The organism is Streptomyces sp. NPDC057939, assembly GCF_042887545.1.
Taxonomy (GTDB): domain Bacteria; phylum Actinomycetota; class Actinomycetes; order Streptomycetales; family Streptomycetaceae; genus Streptomyces.
On the sequence record NZ_JBHVPG010000018.1, the window covers coordinates 87,399 to 113,111 of the forward strand.

General features: G+C 74.6%; 20 protein-coding genes. 15 read left to right on the forward strand and 5 right to left on the reverse strand.

Features of this window, described 5'->3' with window-relative positions; translation table 11 throughout:
- Nucleotides 1-87 precede the first annotated feature (87 nt).
- The 5 genes from ACFVS6_RS20940 (at nt 88) to ACFVS6_RS20960 (ending at nt 6,701) form a co-directional block, all read left to right on the forward strand.
- Entirely contained in the window at nt 88-3,648 is a 3,561-nt protein-coding gene (locus tag ACFVS6_RS20940) for a S8 family serine peptidase (RefSeq protein WP_389705729.1), read from the forward strand.
- 149 nt (nt 3,649-3,797) lie between these two features.
- Nucleotides 3,798-4,547, forward strand: coding sequence for a hypothetical protein (locus ACFVS6_RS20945; protein ID WP_389705731.1), 750 nt, complete (start codon nt 3,798-3,800; stop codon nt 4,545-4,547).
- Between the two features lie 24 nt (nt 4,548-4,571).
- The gene (locus ACFVS6_RS20950) at nt 4,572-5,087 is read left to right on the forward strand and encodes a protein phosphatase (protein ID WP_389705733.1); all 516 of its coding nucleotides are present in this window, start codon (nt 4,572-4,574) and stop codon (nt 5,085-5,087) included.
- Between the two features lie 125 nt (nt 5,088-5,212).
- A complete protein-coding gene (locus tag ACFVS6_RS20955) occupies nt 5,213-6,346 on the forward strand; it encodes a hypothetical protein (protein ID WP_389705734.1) in 1,134 nt (377 codons plus the stop codon).
- Nucleotides 6,339-6,701 (forward strand): hypothetical protein, encoded by a 363-nt coding sequence (locus ACFVS6_RS20960; protein WP_389705736.1) that lies wholly within the window; start codon nt 6,339-6,341, stop codon nt 6,699-6,701. The genes ACFVS6_RS20955 and ACFVS6_RS20960 overlap by 8 nt, the downstream gene beginning before the upstream one ends.
- Nucleotides 6,702-6,740: 39 nt before the next feature.
- Here the strand turns inward: ACFVS6_RS20960 and ACFVS6_RS20965 are convergent, their stop codons facing one another.
- The gene (locus tag ACFVS6_RS20965) at nt 6,741-8,138 is read right to left on the reverse strand and encodes a GntP family permease (protein WP_389705738.1); all 1,398 of its coding nucleotides are present in this window, start codon (nt 8,136-8,138) and stop codon (nt 6,741-6,743) included.
- Between the two features lie 20 nt (nt 8,139-8,158).
- On the reverse strand, nt 8,159-8,710 hold the full coding sequence (locus ACFVS6_RS20970; protein ID WP_389705799.1) for a gluconokinase: 552 nt from the start codon (nt 8,708-8,710) through the stop codon (nt 8,159-8,161).
- Nucleotides 8,711-8,815: 105 nt separating this feature from the next.
- Between ACFVS6_RS20970 and ACFVS6_RS20975 the strand changes: the two genes are divergently transcribed.
- Nucleotides 8,816-9,526: a FadR/GntR family transcriptional regulator gene (locus ACFVS6_RS20975; RefSeq protein ID WP_389705740.1), complete on the forward strand. Its 711-nt coding sequence runs from the start codon at nt 8,816-8,818 to the stop codon at nt 9,524-9,526.
- Between the two features lie 106 nt (nt 9,527-9,632).
- Nucleotides 9,633-11,702: an ATP-binding protein gene (locus tag ACFVS6_RS20980; RefSeq protein WP_389705741.1), complete on the forward strand. Its 2,070-nt coding sequence runs from the start codon at nt 9,633-9,635 to the stop codon at nt 11,700-11,702.
- A gap of 88 nt (nt 11,703-11,790) precedes the next feature.
- On the opposite strand, the gene ACFVS6_RS20985 is transcribed toward ACFVS6_RS20980, so the two are convergent.
- Nucleotides 11,791-12,450 carry a hypothetical protein gene (locus tag ACFVS6_RS20985; protein WP_389705743.1) on the reverse strand — a complete coding sequence of 220 codons (660 nt, stop codon included), beginning with the start codon at nt 12,448-12,450 and terminating at the stop codon, nt 11,791-11,793.
- Between the two features lie 122 nt (nt 12,451-12,572).
- Nucleotides 12,573-13,631 (reverse strand): MerR family transcriptional regulator, encoded by a 1,059-nt coding sequence (locus ACFVS6_RS20990; protein ID WP_389705745.1) that lies wholly within the window; start codon nt 13,629-13,631, stop codon nt 12,573-12,575.
- Nucleotides 13,632-13,905: 274 nt separating this feature from the next.
- Here ACFVS6_RS20990 and ACFVS6_RS20995 point away from each other — a divergent pair, with 274 nt between their 5' ends.
- Genes ACFVS6_RS20995 through ACFVS6_RS21010 form a run of 4 tightly spaced genes read left to right on the forward strand, consistent with a single transcriptional unit; the run spans nt 13,906 to nt 20,571 of the window.
- Nucleotides 13,906-15,264, forward strand: a complete 1,359-nt coding sequence (locus tag ACFVS6_RS20995) for a hypothetical protein (RefSeq protein WP_389705747.1) — start codon at nt 13,906-13,908, stop codon at nt 15,262-15,264.
- The gene (locus tag ACFVS6_RS21000) at nt 15,261-15,914 is read left to right on the forward strand and encodes a hypothetical protein (protein ID WP_389705749.1); all 654 of its coding nucleotides are present in this window, start codon (nt 15,261-15,263) and stop codon (nt 15,912-15,914) included. The genes ACFVS6_RS20995 and ACFVS6_RS21000 overlap by 4 nt, the downstream gene beginning before the upstream one ends.
- Before the next feature lie 5 nt (nt 15,915-15,919).
- Nucleotides 15,920-16,573 (forward strand): RES family NAD+ phosphorylase, encoded by a 654-nt coding sequence (locus ACFVS6_RS21005; RefSeq protein WP_389705750.1) that lies wholly within the window; start codon nt 15,920-15,922, stop codon nt 16,571-16,573.
- Nucleotides 16,574-16,587: 14 nt separating this feature from the next.
- Entirely contained in the window at nt 16,588-20,571 is a 3,984-nt protein-coding gene (locus tag ACFVS6_RS21010) for a CHAT domain-containing protein (RefSeq protein ID WP_389705751.1), read from the forward strand.
- Here ACFVS6_RS21010 and ACFVS6_RS21015 read toward each other — a convergent pair.
- On the reverse strand, nt 20,552-22,507 hold the full coding sequence (locus ACFVS6_RS21015; RefSeq protein ID WP_389705753.1) for a caspase family protein: 1,956 nt from the start codon (nt 22,505-22,507) through the stop codon (nt 20,552-20,554). The two genes, ACFVS6_RS21010 and ACFVS6_RS21015, sit on opposite strands and share 20 nt — an antisense overlap.
- A 129-nt stretch (nt 22,508-22,636) precedes the next feature.
- On the opposite strand from ACFVS6_RS21015, the gene ACFVS6_RS21020 reads away from it, so the two are divergent.
- From ACFVS6_RS21020 to ACFVS6_RS21035, 4 genes are read left to right on the forward strand one after another with little or no spacing between them, the layout of a single operon-like run.
- Complete coding sequence (locus tag ACFVS6_RS21020; RefSeq protein WP_389705755.1) at nt 22,637-23,161, forward strand: hypothetical protein; 525 nt, start codon at nt 22,637-22,639, stop codon at nt 23,159-23,161.
- On the forward strand, nt 23,158-24,930 hold the full coding sequence (locus tag ACFVS6_RS21025; protein ID WP_389705756.1) for a hypothetical protein: 1,773 nt from the start codon (nt 23,158-23,160) through the stop codon (nt 24,928-24,930). The genes ACFVS6_RS21020 and ACFVS6_RS21025 overlap by 4 nt, the downstream gene beginning before the upstream one ends.
- Nucleotides 24,927-25,106: a hypothetical protein gene (locus tag ACFVS6_RS21030; protein WP_389705758.1), complete on the forward strand. Its 180-nt coding sequence runs from the start codon at nt 24,927-24,929 to the stop codon at nt 25,104-25,106. Before ACFVS6_RS21025 ends, ACFVS6_RS21030 begins: the two co-directional genes overlap by 4 nt.
- A 2-nt stretch (nt 25,107-25,108) precedes the next feature.
- A complete protein-coding gene (locus ACFVS6_RS21035; RefSeq protein WP_389705760.1) occupies nt 25,109-25,702 on the forward strand; it encodes a hypothetical protein in 594 nt (197 codons plus the stop codon).
- Nucleotides 25,703-25,713 lie beyond the last annotated feature (11 nt).

Genomic DNA, 25,713 nt, shown 5'->3' on the forward strand with positions numbered 1-25,713 from the left:
GAGCATGGCACCTCGTTCACCATGACCCGCGCACGTCACATGCGCACTTTCCGCACAACCTGTCCACGGCGTACGAGGAGACCCCACGTGGCCCAACGCAACAGACGATCCTTACGCGCGGCGCTCGCCGCGCTCACCTCGGTCCTGCTCCTGCCCGTCGGCGCGGGTGTCGCCGCCGCCGCGCCGGAACCCGGTCCCGCACCGAGCGCGGCCGAGCGCAAGATCGAACCCAAGCTCCGCACCCAGCTCGACGAGTCGGCCAAGGCCGTCTTCTGGGTGTATCTCGACAGCGCCGCCGACCTGACCGCCGCGGGGAAACAGCAGACCCGCGCCGCGAAGGCGGAAACGGTTCTGCGGCTGAAGAAGGACCACGCCGCCCGTAGTCAGGCGGAGGTCCTCAAGGCCCTGGACGGAGCGAAGGCCGAGTACACCTCGTACTGGATCGTCAACGCGGTGCGCGTCGTCGGCAGCCAAAAGCTCGCCGGGTCCCTCGCGCAGCGCCCCGAGGTCTCGCGCATCGACGCCGACGACAAGGTCACCCTCCCCAAGCCCGCCGAGGGCCACCGGGAGAAGGCCCTCGCCGACGCCGTCGAGTGGAACATCGACCGGATCAAGGCACCCCAGGTCTGGGAGCAGATCGGGGTCCGGGGTGAGGGCATCGTCGTCGCGAACATCGACAGCGGTGTCGACCTCACCCACCCGGCGGTGAACAACCAGTACCGCGGCAAGAACGCGGACGGGTCGTACGACCACGCCTACAACTGGTTCGACCCGGCGGGCGTCTGCGACACCGCAGCGCCCTGCGACAACAACGACCACGGCACCCACACGATGGGCACCATGGTCGGTGACGACGGCGGCGCCAACAAGATCGGCGTGGCCCCGGGGGCCAAGTGGATCGCGGCCAAGGGCTGCGAGTCCAACTCCTGCTCCGAGGCCTCCCTGCTCGCCTCCGGCCAGTGGATCGTCGCCCCGACCGACCTCAACGGCCAGAACCCGCGCCCCGACCTGGCCCCGCACATCGTCAACAACTCCTGGGGCGGCTCGGGCGGCGACACCTGGTACCAGGAGATCGTCAACACCTGGCGCGCCGCCGGCATCTTCCCGGCCTTCTCCAACGGCAACGCCGGACCGGGCTGCTCCACCAGCGGCTCCCCGGGCGACTACGCGAGCTCCTACAGCTCCGGCGCGTTCGACATCAACAACACGATCGCGCCCTTCTCCTCGCGCGGCGCCGGCCCCGGCGGCATCATCAAGCCGAACATCGCCGCGCCCGGCGTGAACGTCCGCTCCTCCGTCCCCGGCGGCGGCTACGAGGCGTTCTCCGGGACCTCCATGGCCTCGCCGCACACCGCGGCCGCCGTGGCCCTGCTCTGGTCCGCCGCACCCGCCCTCGAAGGCGACGTCGCGCAGACCGAGTCCCTCCTGGACGGCACCGCCCAGGACACCGACAGCAGCCAGTGCGGCGGCACCCCGGCCGACAACAACGTCTTCGGCGAGGGCCGGCTCGACGTCCTGGCCGCCGTCAACGCCGCCCCGCGCGGCGCCATCGGCGCGCTCGGCGGCACCGTCCGCGCCGCGGGCGGCGAGCCCGTCGCCGGAGTCAAGGTCACCGCCGACGGTCCGATCGACCGTACGGCCACCACAGCCGCCGACGGCAGCTACCGGTTCGCCGCCCTCTCGGTCGGCGACTACGCGATGACCGCGGCCAAGTTCGGCTACGGACAGCAGACCCTGACCGCGACGGTGACCGAGAACGCCACCGCCACCGGGGACTTCACCCTCGTCCAGGCCGCCTCCGGCAAGCTCACCGGCACCGTCTCCTCGGCCGCCGGGCCCGCCGCGGGCGCCACCGTCAGCATCGCGGACACCCCCGTGACCGCCACCGCCGACGCGCAGGGCCGCTTCGAGGTCACCCTGCCGCACGGCACGTACGACGTGAACGCGACGCACTCCTCCCGTTGCGTCACCGGAGGAACGGCCAGGGTCACCGTCGCCGGGGACGCCACCACCGCCATCAACCTTCCCGAGCGCACCGACGGCTACGGCTACGCCTGCGCCGCCGGCGACCGCCCGTACTCCGCGGGGAACCGGCAGCTCGCGCTGACCGGCGACAACACCACCGAGCGCGTCGACCTCCCGTTCCCGCTGCCGCTGTACGGAAAGACGTACGCCCAGGCCTGGATCGGGACGAACGGCACCGTCAGCTTCGGCGGCAACCACACCGGCGACATCAACGGCGACCTGCCGAGCACGGCCACGCCCAACGCGGCCCTGTACCCCTTCTGGGACGACCTCGTAGTCGGCGCGCCGGGCAGCGGCTCGGGCGTCTTCACCGCCGTCACCGGCACGGCCCCGCACCGCAGTTACGTGATCGAGTGGCGCGAGGTGTCCCACTGGTCGGCGCAGGCGGAGAAGTTCTCCTTCGCGGCGGCCATCGGTGAGGACGGCACCGTGACCTACTCCTACAAGGGCACGGGCGGCACCGGCATCAAGGGCGGCTCGACCGCCACCGTCGGCCTGGAGAACGCCACCGGCACCGACGCCTTCAAGTACTCCTTCAACACCCCGGTCATCACCGACGGGCTGTCCATCGGCTTCCGGACCACCAAGAGCGGCGTGGTGGCCGGCCGGGTCCTCGACGCCAACGACGGCAACGGCGTCGGCGGCGCCACCGTGACCGTCGGCAGCGGCGACACCGCAGTCTCCGCCGTCACCGCCGCGGACGGCGGCTACGTCGTCCAGAGCCCGTCCGGGAACCGCCCGGTCTCCCTGACGGCGCCGTCCTACGAGTCCGCGCAGGCGGCCGTCGACGTCAAGGCTGCCGACGTCACGACCGTGACGCAGTCCCTGCGCACCGGCAAGGTCACCGCCGCCAGGTCCGCGGTGGAGGTCGTCCTGCCCGCCGGCCAGAAGCGCACCCGCACCCTCGACCTCACCAACCCCGGCCTCGGCACGGCGTTCACGGTGACCGAGGACGCCGCGTGGCTCACCGCCACCCCGGCCGACGGGAACCTGCCGACCGGCGGCGGGGCGGCGCTCACCCTCGCGGTGGACACCGCCGGCCTGGCCCCCGGCACCGTACTGACCGCGGACCTGAAGATCACCTCGGCCAGTGGCCGCAGCCCGGTCCTCACCGTCCCCGTCAAGATCGTGATCCCGCGCTACCAGCTGGCCCTGGACGCGGGCTCCGACTACCCCGCCACCGACGCGGCGGGCGACGCCTGGTCCCCGGACCGCAAGTACACCCCCGGGTCCTACGGCTACCAGGGCAACGCCACCGTCCAGTCCACCGGCCGCACCATCGCCGGCACGGACGACCAGCGGCTGTTCCGCAACGCCCGTGAGGGCATGTACGAATACCGCTTCGACAACGTGCCCAACGGCACCTACACGGTGGAACTGGGCTTCGCCGAGCTGTCCACCGCCAAGCCGAACAAGCGCGTCTTCGACGTCCTGGCGGAGGGCACCCAGGTCCTGCCCTCCCTGGACATCTCGCTGGAGGCCGGCACCTACACCGCCCTGACGAAGAGCTACACGGTCACCGTCACGGACGGGGTGCTCAACCTCCGCTTCGTCACGCACAACGGGTTCGGCAAGCCCCTGCTGAACACCCTGCGGGTGACCGACCGCCCCGACCGGAGCTGATGTCCACCTCCTGAAGGGCGGGCAACGGAAGACGGGCGGGGCGTCCGGGCGGTTGCCCGGGCGTCCCGCCCCCGGCATTCGGGTGGCGGACGCCGACTCCGCCACGACCTGCCCGGTGCGCCGCGCGGGGCGACGTAGCGTGGCCGACCATGACCACCCCGCACAGCGAGCAGGGCGCCCGGATCGACGCCCTCGTGCGCCGCGCCGACCCGGACGCGCTCTGGGCGGTGGGTTCGGCGGACTCCGTCCACGCGGCCTCGGACGCCGACGACGAGAGCCCGTTCGACGCCGGCGCCCTGACGGCCGTACTGGCGGTGTGGCCCGTCCTCGGCAGCCTCGTCACCAGCGGCGAGCTGACCCTCCACACCCCCCTCGCCGCGTACGGCGGACCCGCCGCCGACGGGCTGCCCGGCGGCACCACCGCCCACCACCTGCTCACCCACGCCGACGCACCGGCCGCCCTGGCGGCGCTCACCCGGCTCGCCGAACACCTGTGCGGCGCCCCGCCGACCGAATTCGCCGCCGCCCGGATCTGGGCCCCCCTCGGCATGACCCGGACCCGCCCCGCCGACGCGACCCTGCACACGACGGGCGCGGACCTCGGCCGGTTCCTGCGGCACCTGCTGTCCCGCGCCGACCACCCCATCGCCCACGCCTGGACGACGGAATCGTTGCGCATCCGCACCGGCGAACTCACCCCCGCCCGCGGCCTGCTCTGGCACCCCGCGCCCGCCGGGGTGTGGGCCCACCACCCGCCGTCCGGTGCCGGTCCGGCCCTGTGGATCTCCCCCCGCCTCGGCCGTTGGGCCACGCTGCGAACCACCCCGGGACCCGGCCGCGGCAGCACGTTGCGCACCGCCTTCCGCGAAGCCGTGTTCGTGGCAACTCCCGCTGCTTGAGCTGCTGTTGTACGATCCGAAAGCATGACGAAGACCAGCCGGAAGCCCTCGGACGTGCCCGACCCCCGAACCCGCTGGGACGAGATCACACCCGGCCTCTGGATGGGCGGTCACATCTGGGCCGACGACATCGGGGGCCTGCGCACCGCCGTCGTCACGAACGAGTTCGACCTCGTCATCAGCCTGTTCACCGTCCCCGGCCACGGCCCCGGACCGGACACCGAGCACATCGTCGGCGAGATGCCGGACGCGGCGCTCACCACCATCCAGCTCCGCGGCGTCCAACACCTCGCCCGCACCGCCGGGCGGGCCGTGGACTCGGGCCGCCGCACCCTCGTGCGCTGCTACTCCGGATACAACCGCTCGGGGCTCGTCGTGGCCCAGTGCCTCGTCGACCGGGGCATGCCCGCCGTCGGGGCCATCGACCTGATCCGCGCCCGCCGCTCTCCCTGGGCCCTGCACAACCCCGTCTTCACGGAGTACCTCACCGCCGGCCTCGACACCGCCGCCCTGCTCGGGGGCCTCGACCCACTCCCGTAGCGCAGTCGGAGCGCGCACCCCGGGAGGGCGACGTACGGTGATCCCGAAGTCACCGTCCGTGGACCGCCGGCGTTGCGGGGGGTCCGCGGTTGCCCCCGCCCCCTGCGCACGACGCGAGGAACCCCATGTCCGACGCCGTGACCGCCCCGGCCGCCGACCCGGATGCCGAGACGCTCGACGCCCTGTGCCGGGAGCTGGCCGAAGCCGCCGACGCCGTCGGGGAGGCCGCCCGGTACGCATCCGGGCTCGCCCTCGGAGCCCGGCTGCCGACCGCCGCGCTGCTGGGCCGGGGAGGGCGCCGCCGGGCCTGGCGCACCCTGCTGCACACCCTCACCGACCCGGCCGGACTCGGTTGGGCCCCGCGCGGGCGGGGCGTGGCGAGCGCCGGCTGGCTCGCCGGGATCCTCGCCCGCCGGGAGAACCTGGCGGTGAGCACCGCCGTGTGTGGTCTGAAGGCCCGGATCAGGGTCGCGGGCCTGGACCGGCCCGAGCTGTACGCCGACCCCGACTGCGCGGCCGTCCTGCGGGCGGTGGCGCAGGACCGGCAGGCCGACGCCACCCGTGCGTTCCGGGCCGTGGTCCGCGAACGCGGCGCCCGGCACGCCTTCACGGCGCTGGCGCCGTCCTTCGCCGACATCCTGGCCTGGCAGGCCCTGACCGACGAGAACCCCTTCAACGACCACGCGGGCTGGCAGGTCGCCACCGGCCGGGCCGTGACCGCCCGCCCGCTCCTGGGCCTGGGCGCGGCCCTGCGCGCCTTCTTCGACCCGGGTCCGGTACGTGAGGATCCCCCGGCCCCCGGCGAGGGGGACCCGGGCGACGCCGACACCACCGCGACCCTCGCGGGCTACGTGCGCAACACCGGGCTGATCGCCGGGGTCGATGCCGTGCTCGTCCAGGAACTGACCGGTACGGACGCAGCGCTGCGGTACGTCGTCCACCTGCCGGACCGGGCCTGCGCGACGGTCCGCGCGGTGGCGCGGGCCGTGCGCGGCGAGATCCCCTCGGGAGCCGAACTGGCCCTGGTGGGGCGGGGCCTGGGCGCGGTCGCCGCACTGGAACTGGCCCGGGACCGGGATTTCACCGCCGTCTACGCCGTCACGCACGTCGTGGCCGTCGGCGTGCCCGCCGGCGTCGGGGCGCACGCGGGCCCCCGCACCCGGCTGTTGTGCGTGCCGGGGGCCGGAGCCGCCGACGCGGCACCCCTGGCCGGCAGGATCTCGGACTCGCGACTCGTCCCGCTGCCCGGCCGTGACTGACCCGGAGCGGCGCCCCGACCCCGCGGGCGGCGTCCCGTCGGGCCCGCGGCGCGGCCGTCCGGGCGGCCGGCTGCCCCACGACGACACTCCTCTGGAGGAGCCCTTGAGCGACTGCCCCCGGCCCGTTCCGGGTCCGCCCGCCCCGGCCGACGGTCTGCGCAGCCATTGCGCCGCCCTGCGCTCGCACGCCCGACGGCTGCGCGCGGGCGCCGCCGCGCTGGACTGGCGGGGTCCGCAGGGCGACGCGTTCCGGGCCGAGATCACCGCGCTCGCGGACCGTTGCGCGACGGCCGCCGACGGTTTCGCGCTCGCCGCCGCACAGATGGACGGCGGCCGGCGCCGCCCGCGCGGCTGATTCCCGCGGGCGGCGCCGACCCGCGGGCCGTCGGAGGGTTCAGAGGACGAGGGAGAGCAGCAGCACGAAGCCGAGGCCGACCACCGAGATGATGGTCTCCATCACCGACCAGGTCTTCAGGGTCTGTCCGACGGTCATCCCGAAGTACTCCTTGACCAGCCAGAACCCGGCGTCGTTGACGTGGCTGAAGAACAGCGAGCCCGCGCCGATGGCCAGGACCAGCAGGGCCGTTTCCGTCGTGCCCATGCCGGCGGCGAGGGGGGCCACCAGGCCCGCCGCGGAGATGGTGGCCACGGTCGCCGATCCCGTCGCGAGCCGGATGGTCACGGCGATGAGCCAGGCCAGCAGGAGGGTCGGTACGGCCCAGTTCTCGGACAGCTCCAGGATCATCTGCCCGACGCCCGCGTCGATCAGGGTCTGCTTGAAGCCGCCGCCCGCGCCGACGATCAGCAGGATGCCCGCGATGGGGGCCAGCGACTTCTCGACGGTGGAGGACAGCCGCTCCTTGGTGAAGCCGGCGGCCCGACCGAGGGTGAACATCCCGACGAGGACCGCCGCCAGCAGGGCGATCAGTGGGGAACCGGCGACGTCGGTGACCCGCTGGAGCCCGTTCGCGGGGTCGTTGACGACGATGTCGACCAAGGCCTTGGCCAGCATCAACGCGACCGGCAGCAGCACGGTGAAGACGGTCGCCCCGAAGCGCGGCCGGTGCTCGGGATCCACGGACGGGCTCTGCGGGACCATGTGCTCGGGCGCGGGGATGTCCACCCAGCGGGCCGCGTACCGGGCGAACAGCGGACCCGCGATGATCACGGTCGGGATCGCGACGAGCACGCCGAGGCCGAGGGTGACGCCGAGGTTCGCGTGCAGGGCGTCGATGGCGACCAGCGGCCCCGGGTGCGGCGGGATCAACCCGTGCATCACCGAGAGTCCGGCCAGTGCCGGGATGCCGATCCGCATCAGGGAGTAGTTGCCGCGCTTGGCGACCAGCAGGACGACCGGGATCAGCAGGACGATGCCGACCTCGAAGAACAGTGGCAGGCCGATCACGGAGGCGATCAGGACCATGGCCCACGGCATGGCCCGGCCCTTCGCCCGGGCCAGGATGGTGTCCACGATCTCGTCGGCGCCGCCGGAGTCCGCCAGCAGCTTGCCCAGGATCGCGCCGAGCGCGATCAGCACGCCGACCCCGGCGACCGTGGAGCCGAGTCCGGCGGTGAAGCTGGTGACGGTCTTGGCGAGCGGCGCGCCGGCGAACACGCCCAGGGCGAGCGAGCCGATGGTCAGGGCGAGGAAGGCGTGCAGCTTGAGGCGGGATATGAGCAGGACGATGACGGCGATACCCGCGAGGACGGCGAGGCCCAGCCGGGTGTTCCCGGCCGAGGTGATCGGTCCGGTGGCGGCCGCTGCCAGCGTCTCGACGCTGAGACTGGTCACGGTGACGGATCCTCGAATCTCTAGGGGCGGTGCGGCAGGGGGAGCGCCGCGAGCGCGGCCAGTGCCCGGGCGGTGATCTCTTCGGGGGACCCGGACACGTCGACGACGACGCCGAGCTCGTCCGCCCGGAGCGGTTCCAGCGTGGTGAACTGCGATTCGAGCAGGGCGGTGGGCATGAAGTGGCCCTTGCGCGCGGCCATGCGGCGCTCGATCAACGGTCGGTCCCCGGTGAGGTGGACGAACACGGCCCCGGGCGCGGCGGCCCGCAAGCGGTCGCGGTAGGCGCGCTTGAGCGCGGACGCCGCGACCACCCCGCCGCGGGTCCCGGCCCGGTCGCGGATCCAGTTCCCGATGGCGTCCAGCCACGGCCACCGGTCGGCGTCGTCCAGCGGGGTGCCGGCGGACATCTTGGCGACGTTGGCCGCCGGGTGGAAGGCGTCGCCCTCGGCGTACGGAAGTTCGAGCGCGGTGGCGAGCAGTCGCCCCACGGTCGTCTTGCCGGTGCCGGCGACGCCCATCACCACAATGACGCGCTGGGGGCTCACGTCGTACCTCGCTGTCCTCGTCGACATCGGTTCGTGTGGCACCACTGAAGCCTATTAAGTAGTACTTATTCAAGGGTCGGGCGGCATACATCACATCATTCGTTCGCCCGGTCGTCACCGTACGCTTACGCCATGACCACCGACGGCAGCCCGGCGCAAGGCCTCCACTCCCTGGTGCTGGACACCCTCGGCCTCGCCATCACGGCCGGCGAGCACCCCTCGGGCAGCGTCCTGCGCACCGACGAGATCGCCGAGCGCTTCGCCGCCTCCCGAACCGTCGTCCGCGAGGTCGTCCGCGTCCTGGAATCCATGCAACTCGTCGAATCCCGCCGCCGGGTCGGCGTCACGGTCCGCCCCGCCGAGGAGTGGAACGTCTACGACCCCCGCGTCATCCGCTGGCGCCTCGCCGGCACCGACCGGCCCCGCCAGCTCCGCTCCCTGACCGTGCTGCGCTCCGCCGTCGAACCGGTCGCCGCCGGACTCGCCGCCGAACGCGCCACCCCGGAACAGTGCGCCCGGCTCACCGAGGCGGCCCTCGGCATGGTCCGCACCTCCCGCGGTCACCAGCTGGAGGGCTACCTCCACCACGACGTCGCCTTCCACCGCATCGTGCTGAACGCCTCCGGCAACGAGATGTTCGCCCGGCTGGGCGACGTCGTCGCCGAGGTGCTCACCGGCCGCACCCAGCACTCCGTGATGTTCCACGACCCCGACCCGGCCGCCGTCACCCTCCACGTCCGCGTCGCCGAAGCCGTCCGCGAGGGGGACGCCGTCGCCGCCGAGGCCCTGACCCGCCGGATCGCCCTGGGGGCCCTCGACGAGCTCGACGTCCTCGCCCCCTGACGCCGACGCCGACCGCGCCGCACGGGCACCGGTCCGCGGCACCGCTGCGGACATCGGGTGCCCGCGGACGGTACGCGGAACCCGCGCCGTACGACAGACTGTGCGCGTGTTGGGACATGATGCCGAGGACGCCGACGGCGGACCCGCCTCCTTCGTCGGGCGGAACGATGAACTGGACGCGCTGCGCACGGCCTTGGCCGCCCGCCGGCTGATCACCCTGACCGGACCGGGCGGGGTCGGCAAGACCCGACTGGCCCGGCGGGCCCTACGGCGGAACCCCTCCGCGGGGGACCCCTTCACCGACGGGACCCACTGGGCCGAACTGTCCCCGCTGCCCGACGACCGGCTCCTCCTCGACACCGTCGCCGACGCCCTCGACCTGGCCGACCACACCTCCCGCACCCTCGCCGAAGCCGTGCGCACCTGGATCGGCGAGCGTCGACTGCTCCTCGTACTGGACTGCTGCGAGCACCTGACCGCCGCCGTCCGCGACCTCGTACGGGACCTGCTGGACGCGGCCCCGCACCTCGTCGTGCTCGTGACCAGCCGGGAGCCCCTCGGACTCGCCGACGAACACGTCATGCTGATCGGCCCCCTGCCCCACACCGAAGGCTCGGACGAGGCCCTCGCCCTGTTCACCGCCCGCGCCGACGCCGCCCTGCCCGGCCGGCCGCCGGCGTGGACACCGCAGCGGATCGCGGCCGCCCGCGCCATCTGCGCCCGCCTCGAAGGGATCCCCCTCGCGCTGGAACTGGCCGCCGCCCAGTTGACGGACCACGCCGTCGAGGACCTCGCCGCACGCCTGGCCCGCCGCATCGGCGTGCTCCCCGCCGGCGGCGGACAGGACGTACTGCCGCCGCGCCACCGCGCCCTGCGCACGGCCATCGGCTGGAGCCACGAGTGGTGCACCCCGCGCGAACGCCTGCTGTGGCTGCGGCTGTCCGTCTTCGGCGGCGCCTTCGACGAGTCCGCCGCGACGGCCGTCTGCTCCGCGCCCCCGCTGCGGCCCGCCGACGTACCGCCGCTGCTGGCGGCGCTGACCGCCAAGTCCGTCGTGCGCCGCACCCCGGACGGCGGCCACCGGATGCTCGACACCATCCGGGAGTACGGGGCCATGTGGCTCGACGGCGTCGGCGAACACGACGTCCTGCGGGCCCGGCACGCCGCGTACTTCCTCGACCTGGCGCGCACGGCCGAACGGCAATGGCTGGGACCGGGGCAGCGGGACGCGTACCGCAGGATCGCCACCGGCCACCAGGACCTCTGCGCCGCCCTCGACCACCACCTGGCCACCGACCCGGCCGTCGCCGTGGAACTGGCGGGCCGCGTCGGCTTCTTCTGGGCCTGCTGCGGCCATCTGCACGCCGCCCGGAGCTACCTGGAACGGGCCCTGGCGGCCGCGCGCCCCGAGGACGTCGACCTCGACGGTCGGATCCGAGCCCTGTGGGCGCTCGGGGTCACCCTGCTGCTCCAGGGGGAGCAGGAGGAGGCCCACCGGCTGGCGGTGACCTGCGAGGCCCTCGCCGCGAGCGAGGGGGCCGGTCCGCCCGCCGCCCTCGACGCCGCGTACCTGCTGGGCCTGAGCCACCTGCTGGCCGGTCGACCGCTCGCCGCGCGGATCGTCGCCGACAACGCCCTGGAGGCCCACCCCGGCACTCCGTTCGACTCGCCGCCACGGCTGCGCTGCCACCTCGTCCGGGTGTTCGCCCTCACCGGGATGGGCCTCTTCGACGACGCGCGGGACCACGCGGAACGGCTCCGGGCCGGCTGCGTCGCCCGCGAGGAACACTGGACCCGGGCCTACGCCGACTACCAACTGGCCCTGATCTCGCTCTTCGAGGGCCGGCCCGTCGACTCCGCCGCGCACGCCCGGGCCATGCTGGACGGCAAGCGGGAACTCGGCGACAGCTTCGGCACGGCACTCGGCCTCGACCTGCTGGCCGCCGCCCGGGCCGCCGCCGGGGACGAGGCCGGCGCCGCGCACGCCTACGGCGCGGGCCACGCCTACTGGCAGGCGGTCGGCCACCCCCAACGGGGCACCCCGGAACTCGGTCCGGTGCGGGCGGAGTTCGAACGCACGGCCCGGGGCGCACTGGGCGACCGGGCCTACGAGGAGGCCTTCCAGGAGGGCGTCCGCCACGGCCACGCCCAACGCGCCCGCTCCCACGTGACGTAGGCCGCCCCTGCCGGACCCCCAGGGCCCGTCGTCGAACTCCCGTCCGCCGCGCGGCGCCCGGACGACGACGGGCGTTCGGCGACAGTCCCTAGGTGGTGGCGGCGCTCGGCTGCCGGGCGGCGATGGCGTCGGCGAGCGCGGTCAGGTCCTGCTCGGGGAGCCGTCGTTCGGCGTGCAGCATGCGCAAGGCCGTGGTCAGGCGCTCCTCGTCGGCCGGCCCGTGGAGGTTCGCGAGGTACGGGGGCAGCAGCAGGGCGAGCGAGGCGAGGTCGGCGCGGGCGCACAGCCGTTCCAGCAGCGGGCGCACCGGATCGGGGGCGGCGGCCGGCCGGGGATCCGTCGCGCGCAGCCCGTCCGCGACGCGCAGGCGCAGCCAGTCGGCGTAGGGGCCCGGCGGCAGGTCGACCAGCCGGGCGGCGCCCGCTTCGAAGTGGGCCCGGGCCTCGGCATGTTCCCCCAGTTCGAGGAGGGCCCGGCCCAGCGCGCCGTGCAGCGACGGGTAGAAGGGGCGGACGCGGTCGTCGCCCACCCGGTCGGCGAGCTCCAAGCAGGTGCGGTTCCAGTGCGCGGTGTCCTCGGGGGTCGGCTGGTGGCGGGCCAGGTAGTGGGCGGCGACGCAGGCCTCGTAATCGTCGCGGGCCGCGTCCCAGGCCCGACGGAAGATGGCGTGCGCCGCTTCGCCCCGACCGGCGGCCTCGGCGGCCATGCCCTCGGTGCACAGGCGTACGACGGTGTTGCGGGGGTCCATGGGATCTCCTCGGGGGTGCGGTCAAGGGGCTCGGGCGGGTTCCGGCACGGGGTGGTTCCCGACCTCGGACAGGGTGGCGGCGGGACGGGTCGGGCGTCGGTCGGGGTGGTCCTCGTGCGGGGTCAGGCCGCCGGAAGGGCGACGGGCATCACCAGGGTGGTGAAACTGCCCTGGTCGGCGGAGCGCACCAGCACGGGCAGGGCCGGACCCGACACCTCCAGCAGCACGTCCGGCCCGACCCCGGCCTCCAGCGCGGCCCCCAGCACCGCCGGGTCGAAGGCGAGCCGCACCGGCTCGGACTCCTCCCGTACGGCGGGCAGCGCGGCCCGCCCCACCAACAGCCGGTCCCGCCCCAGCTCGAAGGGGACCGCCACCCCGTCCGGCCGGCCCTCCAGGGCGGCGAGCAGCGCCGCCCGGTCCACGACCACCCGGTGGGCGGGTGCCTCCAGCGCCGCGAGCACCTCCCGGTAGGCGGGATAGGCCCCGCCCTCGACGGCCACCTCGCGGGCGCCGCCCGGATGCCGCACGAGCAGCGGGCTCCCGGCGGGCCCCACCGACAGGACCACCTCGCCGGCGCGGGCCGCCCACGTCCCGAGCTCGACCAGGGTCCGCGCCCCGATCAGCACCTGTCCCGGCGGCCCGCTCACGCCGGTGGGCCGCAGGGTGCGCACCGAGAGCCGGTAGCGGTCGGTGGCCACGAAGCGGACCTCGTCCTCGTCGAACTCCACGAGCACGCAGCCGAGTACCGGGAACGCGGGATCCCGTCCGGCCGCCGGGGCCACCTGCCGTGCGGCACTGGCCAGTTCGGCCCCTCCCAGGGTGAAGTCGGTGCGGGCGGAGCCGGCGGGCAGCCCCTCCAGGACGGCGCGGATCGCCGCGTCGGCGGCCCGCCCGTGCTCCCGTACCGCCGTCCGGTGCCGCTCCAGCACCTCCCGGGCCCCGTCGGCGGGCCCGTCGAGCACGGTCACCACGTCCGGCAGGGCCAGGCCGGCCGCGCGCAGGGACCTCAGGAGCACTGCCCGCTCCTGCTGCGCGGCGGAGTAGGAGCGGTATCCGGTGACCGCGTCGACCTGTGCCGGGGGCAGGACGCCACAGTCGTCGTAGAAGCGCAGGGCGCTCGGCGCGAGCCCGACCCGTCGGGCGAAAGCGCTGATGCTCATCAGTTCAGGGGTGCCGTCCATGAGATCGATTGTCGACTTTCATCCCACTTGAAGGTCAAACGACGCCCGGACGGGAGGCGGCCGGTGAGGGCGCCCGGCACGGACTCCGGAAATACACGAACCGGCCGGACCCGCGGTCCCGCCCGATCCGCGGCCCCCGGAGCCGGGATTCGCCCGGAATGCGACCGGCCGCGCCCACCACACGCCCCGTCCACGACCGGCCCGACCCCCACCATGGAAGGAGAGGGCCGGAACCGGCTTGTAGGCGTGCGCGCGGCGGTGCGATCCTTCCGCCATGTCGCACACACAACTGCCGGACTACGGGGCGGTCCTCGCGGAGGTGAGGGAAGTGCGGCGCGCCGGCATCGTCCGATTGCGTGAGCTCGGCCTACCCGTGCTCACCGGTCTGTCGGCCGGGCCGGGGGAGGGGAGCCCCGGAGGGCCGCACTTCCCCGCTGTCGAACGGCTCCTGCGCACCGCCGTCGCCTCGATGGGCGGGGGCACCCTCCAGGAAGCCGCCGAGTACAGCCTCGGCCTGGCCCGCGGCACCAGGGACTGGCCGCCCGCCGACCGACGCAGGCGGGCCGCCCAGGTCTACGGCGTCAGCGTCGAACGCTTCCGCAAGCACCACGAGCTGATGGTCCTCGGTCAGGTCGCCGAGCAGGTCGTCCGGCACGCGGGCGACCCCGGACCGGCCGTCGAACCGACGACGGGGCAACCGATCAGGCAGCGGCCCGACCCACCCCCCGCCGTCGGCAGCACGGGCCGTCAACTGCCCGCCGGACATCACCGGATACCCGTTCGGATCGGCGAACGGGAGCACCGGATCACCCTCCACGTGCACGCGGTGGACCTCCTGCGCGACATCGACGTGGTGGTGTCCCCGTCGAACACCCACTTCGCGCTCCCCGAGCCCTACAAGTCGTCCGTGGCCGCCTCGCTGCGCCGCACCGCGGCCCTGCGGGACCCCGCCGGCCGCATCGTCGCGGAGCCCGTGCGCGACGAACTCCGGGCCTGGACGGACCGGTACGCGCCGCAGGGCCTGCCGGTCGCACCCGGCACGGTGGCCGTGACCGGCGCGGGGGCCCTCGAACGCCAGGGCGTTCGGCACATCCACCACGCGGCGGTGGCCGTCCCGCGGCCCGGCACCAACGACTACGACGTCCAGCCCGTGGACGTGACGCGCGCGGTCACCCGCGTCTTCGCCCTGCTCGGAGAGGCCCGTGCGGAGACCGGGGCGCGCGAGATCAAAGCCCGTGCGGAGATCAAGGCCCGTGCGGCCACCGGGGCCCCTGCGGAGGCCGACGCGCGCGGGGAGCCCGCGGTCCGGGTCGCCGGCGGGATCGAAGCGGGATCCGGGCCCGCTTCCGGCGCCGGGTCGGTCTCCGCCGCCGTCGGAACCGATGCCGTTCCCGCGCCGCCCACATCCGTCTGTCTGCCGTTGCTCGGCGCCGGCCGGGGCGGTCTCTCGCCGGCCGAGAGCCTGGCCGCCGTCTGGGCCGCGGTCGAGGCGGAACTGGCCCGGGGGGCCGACTGGGACATCCACCTCGTCGTCCGCAGCCCCGAGCGCGCCCGGCTCGTCAGGGAGTTGCTCGGCCCGCCGATCGCCGGCACGGACACGGGCGGCCCCACGGGCGGAGCGCGACCGCGGTGACCGACCCCTGCACGCGCCTGGCCGCCGCGGCCGCCGACTGGGACGAACTCGGCCCCCGGCTGGCCCCCGACGACCTGCACCGGCTCGCGCTCCGGCTCCGCGCATGGCGCACCTCCACCGGAGCCGCCGCCCGGGACGCCGCACTCGGGGCTGCCCTGTTGCTGGGCGAGCTGCTGCCCGACCGCTTCCCCGACGGGAACCGGCTCGTCGCCGCCCCGGACGCCGCGGCCGGGGAACACCTCGGTTTCCGCGCCGAGGACCTGGCCGTACTGCTCCTCGACGGCCACCGGATGGTCGGCCCCCTGCTCGGGGAGGTACGGGACCGCTTGCTGGCCGCGCCCTCCCTCGGCGACGAGGAGGTCCTCCTGACCGGCTGCGACCCGTACGCCCCCGCACTGATCCGGCTGCGCGCGTGGGGTGGTTCGATCCGCCTGCCCTCCTTCCAGTTCACCCCGGACGGCCGCCCCCGGGACACCGTCCGTGAGGTCAACCTGCTGCTCGACGCCGACGGCGACCCCTGGGGCGCCGCCGATTGGTGGCTCTCCCCGAACGCCTGGCTGGCCGCGGAGCCCGTGCGCCTGTTCGGGACCTCCGACGAACCGCGCCTGCCCGAGACCGCCCGACTCCTCACGGAAACGGAAGGGGAGTAGAGGATTTGCCCCGTTACCGTCCGCCCGCCGAACCGCGGGCCACCCCCGCCAAGACCACCCTCCCCGCGGGCACCCCGCTCTACCGGGTGCACTCGACGCGCCGCGCCGGCGGGACCTTCAACCCCGTACCCTCCCACTGCCTCTACGGCGGCGGCCGATTCGACTCCACCTCCTGCGACCCGTACGGCTACCTCTACGCCGGACTCACCCCGTCCGCGGCCGTCGGCGAGAGCGTCCTGCACTCCCTGCCCTTCGACCCCTCCGGCGCTGCCCGGCTCGTGCCCCGGGTGGCGGTCACCGGACGCAGGCTCTCCGCGCTGCGACTGACGACCTCCGTGGACGTGGTCGCGCTGGTCACCGGTCAGGACCTGGCCGCCGTCCACCAGGACGGCTGGCTCGTCCAGACGGAGGCCCACGACTACCCGTACACCAGGGACTGGGCGCACTGGATCCGCCGGCACACCGATCCGTGGGCGCAGGGCTTCCTGTGGTCCTCCAAACGCGATCCCGGCGAACGGGCACTCGTCCTCTTCGCGGACCGCTGCCCGCCCGGGTTGCTCGCCCCCACCGGGGAGGACCCCGTCGACTTCGCCACCCCCGAGGGCCGGCATTGGCTCGACCGGATCCTGCAGCCGTACCACGCGCGCCTCGCGCCCTGACTCCTGGAGCCGTCGTGTCCGCAGCCGCGACCAACGCCCGCGCCGAACGTGATGAGGCCATGGCCGAACTCGCCACCCTCGCGGCAAGCGACCCGAGGGCGCCCGAGCTGTGCGGGCGGGCCGGCGAGCTGAGCTACCTGGCCCACAACGAGCTCGGCGACCCCGACGACCGCGACCTCGCCGCCGAGGCCTTCGCGCACGCCTTCCGGCGTCCCGCGCCGGGAGCGCGGTGGGCGCTGTGGCGGATCATGTACGGCCACGTCATGGCCCTGCAGTACGACGAACGACCCGACGCGGAACTCGCCGCCCGTGCCCACACCATGCTCGCGGCGGGACTCGCGGAACTGCCCGACGTGCCGGACTCGTGGGGCGCGGCCGTCCTGGCCCGCAGGCTCCTCGCCAACATCACCAAGGTCCGCGTTCAGGAGGGGGACACCGACCCCGCCCTCCTCGACGAGGCCCTGCGGCGCGGCCGCGCCGCCCTCGACGACCAGGGCGGGCGGGAGGCGGACCTCCAGGAGGCGCTCGGCTACCTGTGGCAACAGCACGGCCTCCGTACCGACCGGGCGGCCTCGTACGCCCGCTCCGCCGACCACTACGCCCAGGTGCTGGAGGCCGACGAACCGGACCGGGACATGCCACTGGTCCGCCAGTCCCGCGCCATGTCCCTCACCCTCCAGGGCTACCACACGACGGACCGGGCCGTACTGGAGGAGGCCCGCGACGAAACCCTGCGCGCCCTCGCCGAGGCACCCGGCCCCCCGCCCTGGGAGCGCGCCGCCCGACTGCGGGTGGTCTTCGCCCGGGTCGTGATCGCCGGGAGGTGGCAGGACGAGGAGCAGGGTGCGCGGGCCGAGGAGGAACTGACCCGACTGCTGCGCGGCGAGGCGGACTTCGACGACCTCCACCTGTTCTACCTCGACACCTTCGGCCGGCTGCTGTACTCGCGCGGGCGGCCCCGACCGGACGCCGACCTCCTCGACCTGTCGATCGCCCTCCTCACCCGCGCCGTCGACCGCTGGGAGGCGGAGGGCACCGGCCCGGTCACCCTGGCCGCCTGGGCCCTGGCCGCCGCCCAGCACGCCCGCCACGAGATGGACGGCGACCGGCAACGGCTGCCGGCGGTGGAACGCGCGGCCCTGCTGGCCCTGGAGGACCCGGACATCGCGGCCGAGCTACGGGACGCCGCGCAGCTCATGCTGGCCGACGCCCAGCACCAACTGGGCCCCGAGCACACGCAGTCGGTGCCCGCCGAGCAACTGGAACGCCTCTTCCGGGAGCTCACGCGCAAGTACGGCGACGAGATTCCCCCGGAGTTCGGTGACGACCACATCCTCCTCGGCGACACCGAGGAGGCGGGTGCCCGCTGGGAGCGCCGCTTCGCCCGAGAGTTCGGGCACTGGCGCACCGCCGATCCGGGCAGCCGACCGCACGCCGAGCGGGCCGCGATGTTGGTGTCCCTGCTGCCCGTGCTCGACCCCCACAAGGACCGGGTCGGCCCGCAGCGCGAGGCGGAACTCGTCGACGCGGTGGTCCGGTACGCCGAAGCGAACCCCGACTGGTGGGCAACCGCCCACGTGGCGCTCGCCAAACTGCGCCTCCACCAGGGGATGAGCGGGGATCCGCGCCGCCTGACCGAGGCACTGGAGCACCTGGAGGGCGCGCGCAGGGCGGGCGTCGACTCCCCGTGGCTGGACTTCAGCGTCATGTTGGCGTCCGTCACGCTCGCCCAGGAACACGGCATCACGGCCGGTCTGTCGCCCGGCACCGCGCAGTGGGAACGCATGGAGCGGGAACTGGGGCTCTCGCCCCACCTGGCACTGATCGCGCGGGCGCAGCAGGCGGCCGGCCAGGGCATCACCGCCGCCAGGCGCGGGGATCTGGCGGGCACCGACCGGGCGGTGGAGGCGGTGGCCGAGGCCGTCGCGGGCCTGGACCCCGACGACGTCTCCCGCATCGAGTGCTGGGTGCAACTGGAGACCGTGAGACTGGCCCGGGAAGACCTCGCGCACCGGCTCGGCGTCGCGCCCCTGCCACCGCTCGTCGGCCGGCCCTCCCTCACCGAACTGCGGCGCCAGGCATCCCGGTTGCCCCGTGACGCCCGGGCCGGGGTACTGGGCAACACGGCCCTGGCACGGGTGCGCGACGCGCTGCGGGGCCCGGACCTGCCGCGCGTCCGCGAGAGCCTGTCCCTGTTCGAGGAGGCCCTCTCCCTGGCCGAGGAGGGGAGCGGGGACTGGATCAGGTTCGCCTCCGAGGCCGGCAGCCTCTTCCACGGGCTCGCGCTGGCGAGCGGGAACGTCCGCTCCGGCCCGGGGGCCCGCGACCTGGAACGTGCCATCAACCTCCTCGAAGGCGCCGCCGCGGCCATGGGCGGCCCCGAGCACCGACTGTGGGCGTACACCGCGCACAGCCTGGCCGCCTCCTACCGGGCCCGCGGCAGTCTGGCCCGCCGCGACCGCGAGCGCGGCCGACGGCTCGGCCTGGAGGCGATGCGCGGTTTCGTCCGGTCGACGCTCCTCCAGTCCGGTACCCAGGACGTCGCCGAGGCCGCCCGGCTTGCCGACCAACTCTCCGAGGACCTCGTGGGATGGTGCCTCGCCGACCGGGCCCCGGAGGACGCCGTACGGGCACTCGACGCGTGCCGGGGCCTGATCCTGCACACGGCCACCACCGGTCGATCCGTCCCCGAACTCCTCACCGCCGCCGGACACGGGACGTTGGCCGCCGAGTGGAGGGCGGCCGGCGGCGACCCCGACAACGTGTCGAGCGACCTGCGCCGCCGCGCGGTGGAGGCGCTGACCGGCGACGGCACCCGGCTGCTCGACCCGCCCGACCCCGCCGAGATCGGCGCGGCCCTGCGCGCCCAGGGCAAGGACGCCCTGGTCTACCTGGTGCCCGGCACCGCGTCCTGCCCCGGCACCGCCCTCCTGGTCACCGTCACCGGACAGGTCCACACCGTTCCGCTGCCCAGGCTGCGTGCGGACGCGCCCCCCTTGCGGGACCACCGCCCGGCGGGCGGCGACGTGCTGCGGGACATGGGCCCCGTCCCCGGCCTCACCACGTCCCTTCCGGCTCCCGCTCCGCCGCTGCGCGACCAGTTGGACCGGCTGTGCTCCTGGGCCTGGCGGGCCGCCGTCCAGCCCCTGCTGGAGATGTTGCAGGTGCCCGCGCGGCCGGGGAGGGTGCCCCGCCTCGTCCTCGTTCCGATGGGCGTCCTCGGCGTCGTCCCCTGGCACGCGACCTTCGCCGAGACGGGCCGGGGCCGCAGCTACGCCATCGAGCGGGCCGAGTTCTCCTACGCCGCCTCCGCACGCCTGCTCTGCGAGGTCGCCGCCCGCCCGCCGGCCCCGCACACCGGAACCGCGCTGGTCGTCGGCAACCCCACCGGCGACCTGCCCTACGCGGGGGAGGAGGCCGACGTGGTCCAGCGGCTCTTCTACCCCCACGGCCAGTACCTCGGCCTGCGCACCGGGGACGGCACGCCCGGGCAGGTCGCCGCATGGCTGCGGGAGCGGGCCGACGAGGGCGCCGTCCTGCACCTGGCCTGCCACGGCACAGTCGAGGAGCACCGGCCCCGCAGCTCCTACCTCTCCCTCAAGGGCGGCGAGTTGACCGCGGAAGAGCTGGCGGGCGCCGTCCACGGCCGGCTCGGGCTGGTCGTCCTCGCGGCCTGCCGCAGCCAGGTCTCGGGGCGCGGACACAACGAGGCGTACAGCCTGTCCACCGCCTTCCTGGTCGCGGGCAGCCGTTCGGTGATCGGCTCGCTGTGGCCGGTGCCGGACGACGCGACGTCCATCCTGATGTTCCTGACCCATCACTTCCTGCGCCGCGAACACGAGCCGCCCGCTCGGGCCCTGCGCCGGGCCCAGCTGTGGATGCTGGACCCGGCGCGGACGGCGCCCGACGGGCTGCCGCCGTTCCTGGCCGCCCGGCTGGCGGGACTCGACCCGCACGACCTCACCGCCTGGGCGGGGTTCACGCACCTCGGCCAGTGAGGCCCTCGCCGATCGGGAACGGGGGCACCACCGTGCGCAGGGCGATGGTGCTCGCCGCCCACTGCCCGGGCGCGAACGGCCGGGCGGGCCCCATGTCGCGCCCGACGGCCTGCGTGGACGCCGGCCCGGCCAGCCGCAACAGGCCGTCCGTGGGCGGGCTCGCCAGGATCCCCCAGCGGTTGGTGGCCGGATCCCAGGGACTCAGATGGAACGGCCTGGTGTTCAGTTCGCCCTCGGCCACGATCAGCGTCAGCCAGTCCCGTACGGAGGCACCGGGCCGTACCGGCCGGGACCGGGGCAGGAACATATGCACCGCCTGACCGTCCAGTGCGTGACCGATCATCCCGGGTCCGATGAACCGGCCGGGGAAGAGCGTCGATCCGGCGCCGAACCGGTCGTTGAGGTTGACCAGCACGCACCACAGCGGCCGGGGCCCGGTGTTGCGGATCCTGACGGTGACGGACGGCGCGTGCTCGCCCTGGTACGCGAGGACGATCTCCCCCTGAGCGTCGGGACGCAGTGGCTCCCCGTCGCGGTGTTCCCAGGGCAGTACCTCCACCCGGACGTGCCCGCTGAGCGGGGACATGCCCGCGCTGAGGTCGCGGATGCGGTGCCAGTGGGTCAGGCCGGTCAGGCAGTCGGCGAGCCGTCGGGCGTCGGCGGGTCCCGCCAGCGGCAGCGGTGGGACGTACGGGGAACCGTCGCGGCGCAGGACGCGGGCCAGACCGTTCCGGACCTCGATCCGGAACAGCAGCCCCGCCCCGGCCTCCTCCGGGGATCCGGCCGCCACCTCGCGCAGCAGCGGGGAGGCGGGCAGTTCGGCGGCGTCCCCGGCCAGCACCACGGCCGCCGGCGGCAGCGCCAGCGCCGACAGGGCCACGGCGTGCACCGACCCCGGCTCCGGGGCCCAGCCGTCCGGGAGGACGAGTGACCGGTCGGCCCGCACGTCCGTGACCCGCACGGCGCCGCCCGCCGCCCTGAACTCCGTGCCCGGGCCCCCGGTCAGGCCGTGCACCCGCCCGCAGTCCACCTCCCAACCCTCCGGCCCCTCCCGCAGCAGGTGGGCGTCGGGCCGGTGCTCCCGGGGCAGGTTGCCGGTTGCCCCTCCCAGCAGCGGCCGGTCCGCGAACCCGCCCGGATCGACGGGGAACAGTACGGGCTGCTGCCCGGACACCAGCCGTCGCACCCCGGCGTCCACCTCCGCGAACAGCTCCCGCGCGGTGGTGCGCGGACCTTGCCGGCGCAGGGCGCCGGCCAGGACGTACGAGAACACGCCGCGGATGTGCGGCTCCCCGGGACCTTCAACGGCGTGCGGACCGGCCATGCCGTCCGGGCCGTCGACGGGGCATTCGAGGGCGGGCGCTCCGATCCGGCTCGCGGCGAGCAACAGGTGCCGCGGCGCGGTGTCGGGCCCGATCAGGTCCCGGGAACCGACGGCCGCCCGCCAGTGCGGCAGCGGTGGCACCATGCGTGGGGCCTGCCACGGTTCCCGGGTCGCGCCCCCCGAGAAGCAGCAGTCGAGCACCGCCACCACCCGGCCGCCGCCCGTCGCCGCCCCGTCGAGGAGCGCACCCAGCCGTTTGTCGGGCAGCGGCCCGTCCGCGCAGACCAGTGCCTGGCAGCGGCCCGTCGGTTCCAGCAGCAGTTCCTGCGGCGTGCTCGCCGCGTACTGGGTCCCGTGCCCGCTGAACCACAGCAGCGCCGTGTCGCCCTCCCCGGCCCGGTACAGGTGGCCGAGGATGGCCTCCTGGACCGCGCGGGCGGTGGCCGCGCCGTTCAGCAGCGTCAGTGCGTCGACCCGGCCCGGGGCGGCCGCCTCCAGGGCGGAGCGGGCGTCGGCCACGTCGGCCAGGCACCCGCGCAGATCGGCCAGGCGGGACCGGAAGGTCGTGCGGTACTCGTTGATGCCCACGAGCAGGGCGTACACCGTCGCCATGACGCCAGTCTGGCCCGGCCGTCGGGGCGGTCGCTGGCCGAAAACCGGTCGCATCGAGGTCACTTGCGGGGAGTTTATGGCGCAAATACCTTTTGAGGTCGCAGGATTGACGCAACGTCATTAGCCTGCGTGGTCCACGCGCAATACGGGGAGACCATGGGTTACATCGAGCGTCCACGCCGTGTCGTACGACCCGCACAGGACCTCCGGCAGGACACCGGCACGGCAGCCGCCACGACCGGTGCCGCCGACGCGCCCGGTCCGCTCGCCGACCGGCTGCGCAGCCGGTCGGGGGAACTGCTCGAAGCGGTGGCCCGGCTCGACGCCGGAATCGACGCCGCCGCCGGGCGTCGCCTCGCCGACTGGATCCGCGAACAGTACGAGGTGCAGCACCACAGCGCGCCCATCGGGTTCCTCGCCCGCTGCCACCTCGGCCCCCCGTACGTGGACCACATCCTCAACCTCTTCGGCGCCATCCTCACCCACTACGCGCCGGGTGACGTGCTGCCGGATCCCTACGGAGCGGCCCGGATGTTGGCGCGCAGCCCGAGTTACGCATGGGTGGAGGTCTACTCCGACGGGCTCGTCCTGCCCGTACTGGAGAACGGTTCGGTGGTTCGGCCCAGCGGGCCACGATCGGGGGAGAGCACGTGACGGAAATCGACCACGGGCTGCACCGGAAGGTCGCCGAGATCAACCGACTGGTGGCCGGCGTCGCCGAACAGGTCGGCCACGTCTCGGGGCAGGTCAACTCCGTCGAGGCGAAACAACAACAGACCCGCACCGAACTCCAGCAACTCCGCGACGAGTTCCAGGCGTTCGCCGCGCAGGCGCGGCTCGTGGCCGCCCTCCAGCGGGCGGAGACCCGCGTCGGCGTCATCCAGGACCGGATCGACCACGAGTTCGGCCACCACAAGGTCGTCCGGCGCACCGCCGTCGGCATGCTCCAGGCCTTCGACATCGGCCTCGTGGCCGAGGACACCGTCCGGATGGTCGGCGACCAGCTGATGCTCCAGACGCCGAGGTACTGGCTGGCACCGGCCCTGGTGGCCCTCGCCGCCTGGTCGGCCGACGACCCCACCCTGTGCGAGCGCGCCGTCCAGGAGTCCTTCCGCCGCTCCCCGGACCGCACCTCTCTGTTCTTCGCGCTGGTCCTGCGCCGGCAGGGCCGGCACGCCGAATCGGCGCGCTGGCTCCGGCACTACCTGCTGGCCCAGGACCCGGCCGCCCTGGGCCGCGAGTTCGCCGTCATCCTGGAATCCGTGGCCCAGGGGGCCTTCGGGCCGGCCGGTCGGGCCATGCTCCGCGAGGCTCTGGACGAATGGCACGAACTGCTCGGCGGCGACACGGCGGCGCAGGACGCACAGATCGACCGCTGGCGGGCCGAGATCGGCTCCCTGTGCCCCACCGTGACCGGCGCCGAGTTCACCTTCCTGCACCAGGTGTCCCCGCAGTGGCCGCAACTCGGGCAGGTGCTCTCCGCCGCCCGTACCCAACAGGTCGTCCTCGACAAGTACACGGCCCTCCTGAACGCCGAACCCGCCGCGACGCACCGCATCGAGGACGCCGTCGACGACATCCTGGACCGGCTCGTCTCCGAGTACGACAACGAGGAACTGCCCCTGCGGCGAGACCTCGCCTACCAGGAGGCCGTCGTCGCCCACGACGGCGACACCACCCGGGCGCGCGCCGACGCGGACGCCGACTCGGCCTCCTACGACGTGACCCTCGACTACCTCACCGTCCAGAGCACCGCGGCCCTCAACCCCGGCGCCATCGGAACCTCCGAGGCCACCCGGCGGCTCGCCGTCGCCGCCTGCCGGGACTGGTTCCACCACGCCCACCAGGGCTTCTCGCGGGACTACCGGGCCGCCGTGCCGCAGGACGTGGAGGCCCGCTTCGAGGCCACCTACCCGGTGGCCGGACAGAACTTCACCCTCCCGGCCTGGACCGGCTCCTACCACACGCCGCTGCCCGAACTGGAGAAGCGGCTCGGCGAGCACTGGGACCGGCACACCACCCCCTTCGTCGACGCCCTCGGCTACAAGTACCCCGCGAAGGTGGTGGCGGTCCTCGCCGCCGCCCTGATCGGCCTGTTCGTCGGGAACGCGATCAGCCCCGCCGCGGCCGCCCTGATCCCCGTGCTCGTCGGCGGCATCGGCTGGCTCCTGATCCACCAGGGAGCCGCCAAGAACCGCCGGGTGCAGGACTCCGCCCGGCTCCTGCTCGGCGAGGCCCGCCGCGACGCCCTCCACCGGCTCGTCGGAGCCGGGGCCGAGCTGACCAACTGGCAGCAGGCCTACCAGGAGGCCGACGCGGTCGAGGGACAGGTCCGCGAACTGATCGCCTCACTGGCCACCGCCACCGAGGGGAACACCCCCTTCACCGGCCGCACCGTCTCCCCGGGAGGGCACCCCGCATGACCACACCCGACCCCGGAGCGCCCCGCCGCAGGCTGTGGGCCGGCGGCGCCGAACCGGCCGAGGAACGCACCACCGCCCGACTGCGCCGCGTCGTCGAGGGCCTGCCCGAGTGGTCCCCGCTGCCACCCGGGGAACAACTGGTCCGCCGCCCCGGCGCCCGACGGGAACAGCCCTGACCATGAACAACCTGTGGGGCCACGGCGGCGCCTACCAGACATGGACGCAATACCTGCGGGACTGGAGCACGGGCGGGGCCGCGGCCACCGCCGAGGCCGCCGCCCGACTCCCGAGGCTGCGCCCCGACGACTACCACCAGGACACGTGGGCCCGCTTCTCCCAGCACCTCACCGACGCCTTCGACCGGCGCCTGCGCGCCTGGGCGAAGGCCCTGACCGCCGCCCTGGAAGCGGCCCGCGACGAGTTCGACGCCGGCCGCGCCCTGGTCCAGGCACGCACCGGCCTCGACGCCGTCCGCGCGCTCGCCGCGCACCCCGCGCTGCCCGAGGACCTGCGCAAACGGCTGGCCGACCTGGTCGAGGGACAGATCACCGGCTTCCAGGAGCAACTGGAAGCCTCCCTGGACCGGGCCGCGCGCGGCGGCTCGGACCCGCGGTTCCTGGAGGACCGCCGCCGCACCCTGCGCGAGAACCCACTGACCACGGCCGGCCCCGGCGCGCCCGGGCCCGGGACGGACCGGCCGGCGCCGGCGCCGGGCGAGGGCTGGTCGTACGACCCCGCGGCCCCCGCCCGCCGCCGCATCATCACCGACTGACCGGAGAGCAG

What these genes read in the sequence shown, in the direction of transcription:
- ACFVS6_RS20945 (WP_389705731.1), top strand. Translation starts at nt 3,798, where the DNA reads ATGACCACCCCGCACAGCGAGCAGGGCGCCCGGATCGACGCCCTCGTG.
- ACFVS6_RS20950 (WP_389705733.1), top strand. Translation starts at nt 4,572, where the DNA reads ATGACGAAGACCAGCCGGAAGCCCTCGGACGTGCCCGACCCCCGAACC.
- ACFVS6_RS20955 (WP_389705734.1), top strand. Translation starts at nt 5,213, where the DNA reads ATGTCCGACGCCGTGACCGCCCCGGCCGCCGACCCGGATGCCGAGACG.
- ACFVS6_RS20970 (WP_389705799.1), bottom strand. Translation starts at nt 8,710, where the DNA reads ATGTCGACGAGGACAGCGAGGTACGACGTGAGCCCCCAGCGCGTCATT.
- ACFVS6_RS20975 (WP_389705740.1), top strand. Translation starts at nt 8,816, where the DNA reads ATGACCACCGACGGCAGCCCGGCGCAAGGCCTCCACTCCCTGGTGCTG.
- ACFVS6_RS20985 (WP_389705743.1), bottom strand. Translation starts at nt 12,450, where the DNA reads ATGGACCCCCGCAACACCGTCGTACGCCTGTGCACCGAGGGCATGGCC.
- ACFVS6_RS20990 (WP_389705745.1), bottom strand. Translation starts at nt 13,631, where the DNA reads ATGGACGGCACCCCTGAACTGATGAGCATCAGCGCTTTCGCCCGACGG.
- ACFVS6_RS20995 (WP_389705747.1), top strand. Translation starts at nt 13,906, where the DNA reads ATGTCGCACACACAACTGCCGGACTACGGGGCGGTCCTCGCGGAGGTG.
- ACFVS6_RS21015 (WP_389705753.1), bottom strand. Translation starts at nt 22,507, where the DNA reads ATGGCGACGGTGTACGCCCTGCTCGTGGGCATCAACGAGTACCGCACG.
- ACFVS6_RS21030 (WP_389705758.1), top strand. Translation starts at nt 24,927, where the DNA reads ATGACCACACCCGACCCCGGAGCGCCCCGCCGCAGGCTGTGGGCCGGC.
- ACFVS6_RS21035 (WP_389705760.1), top strand. Translation starts at nt 25,109, where the DNA reads ATGAACAACCTGTGGGGCCACGGCGGCGCCTACCAGACATGGACGCAA.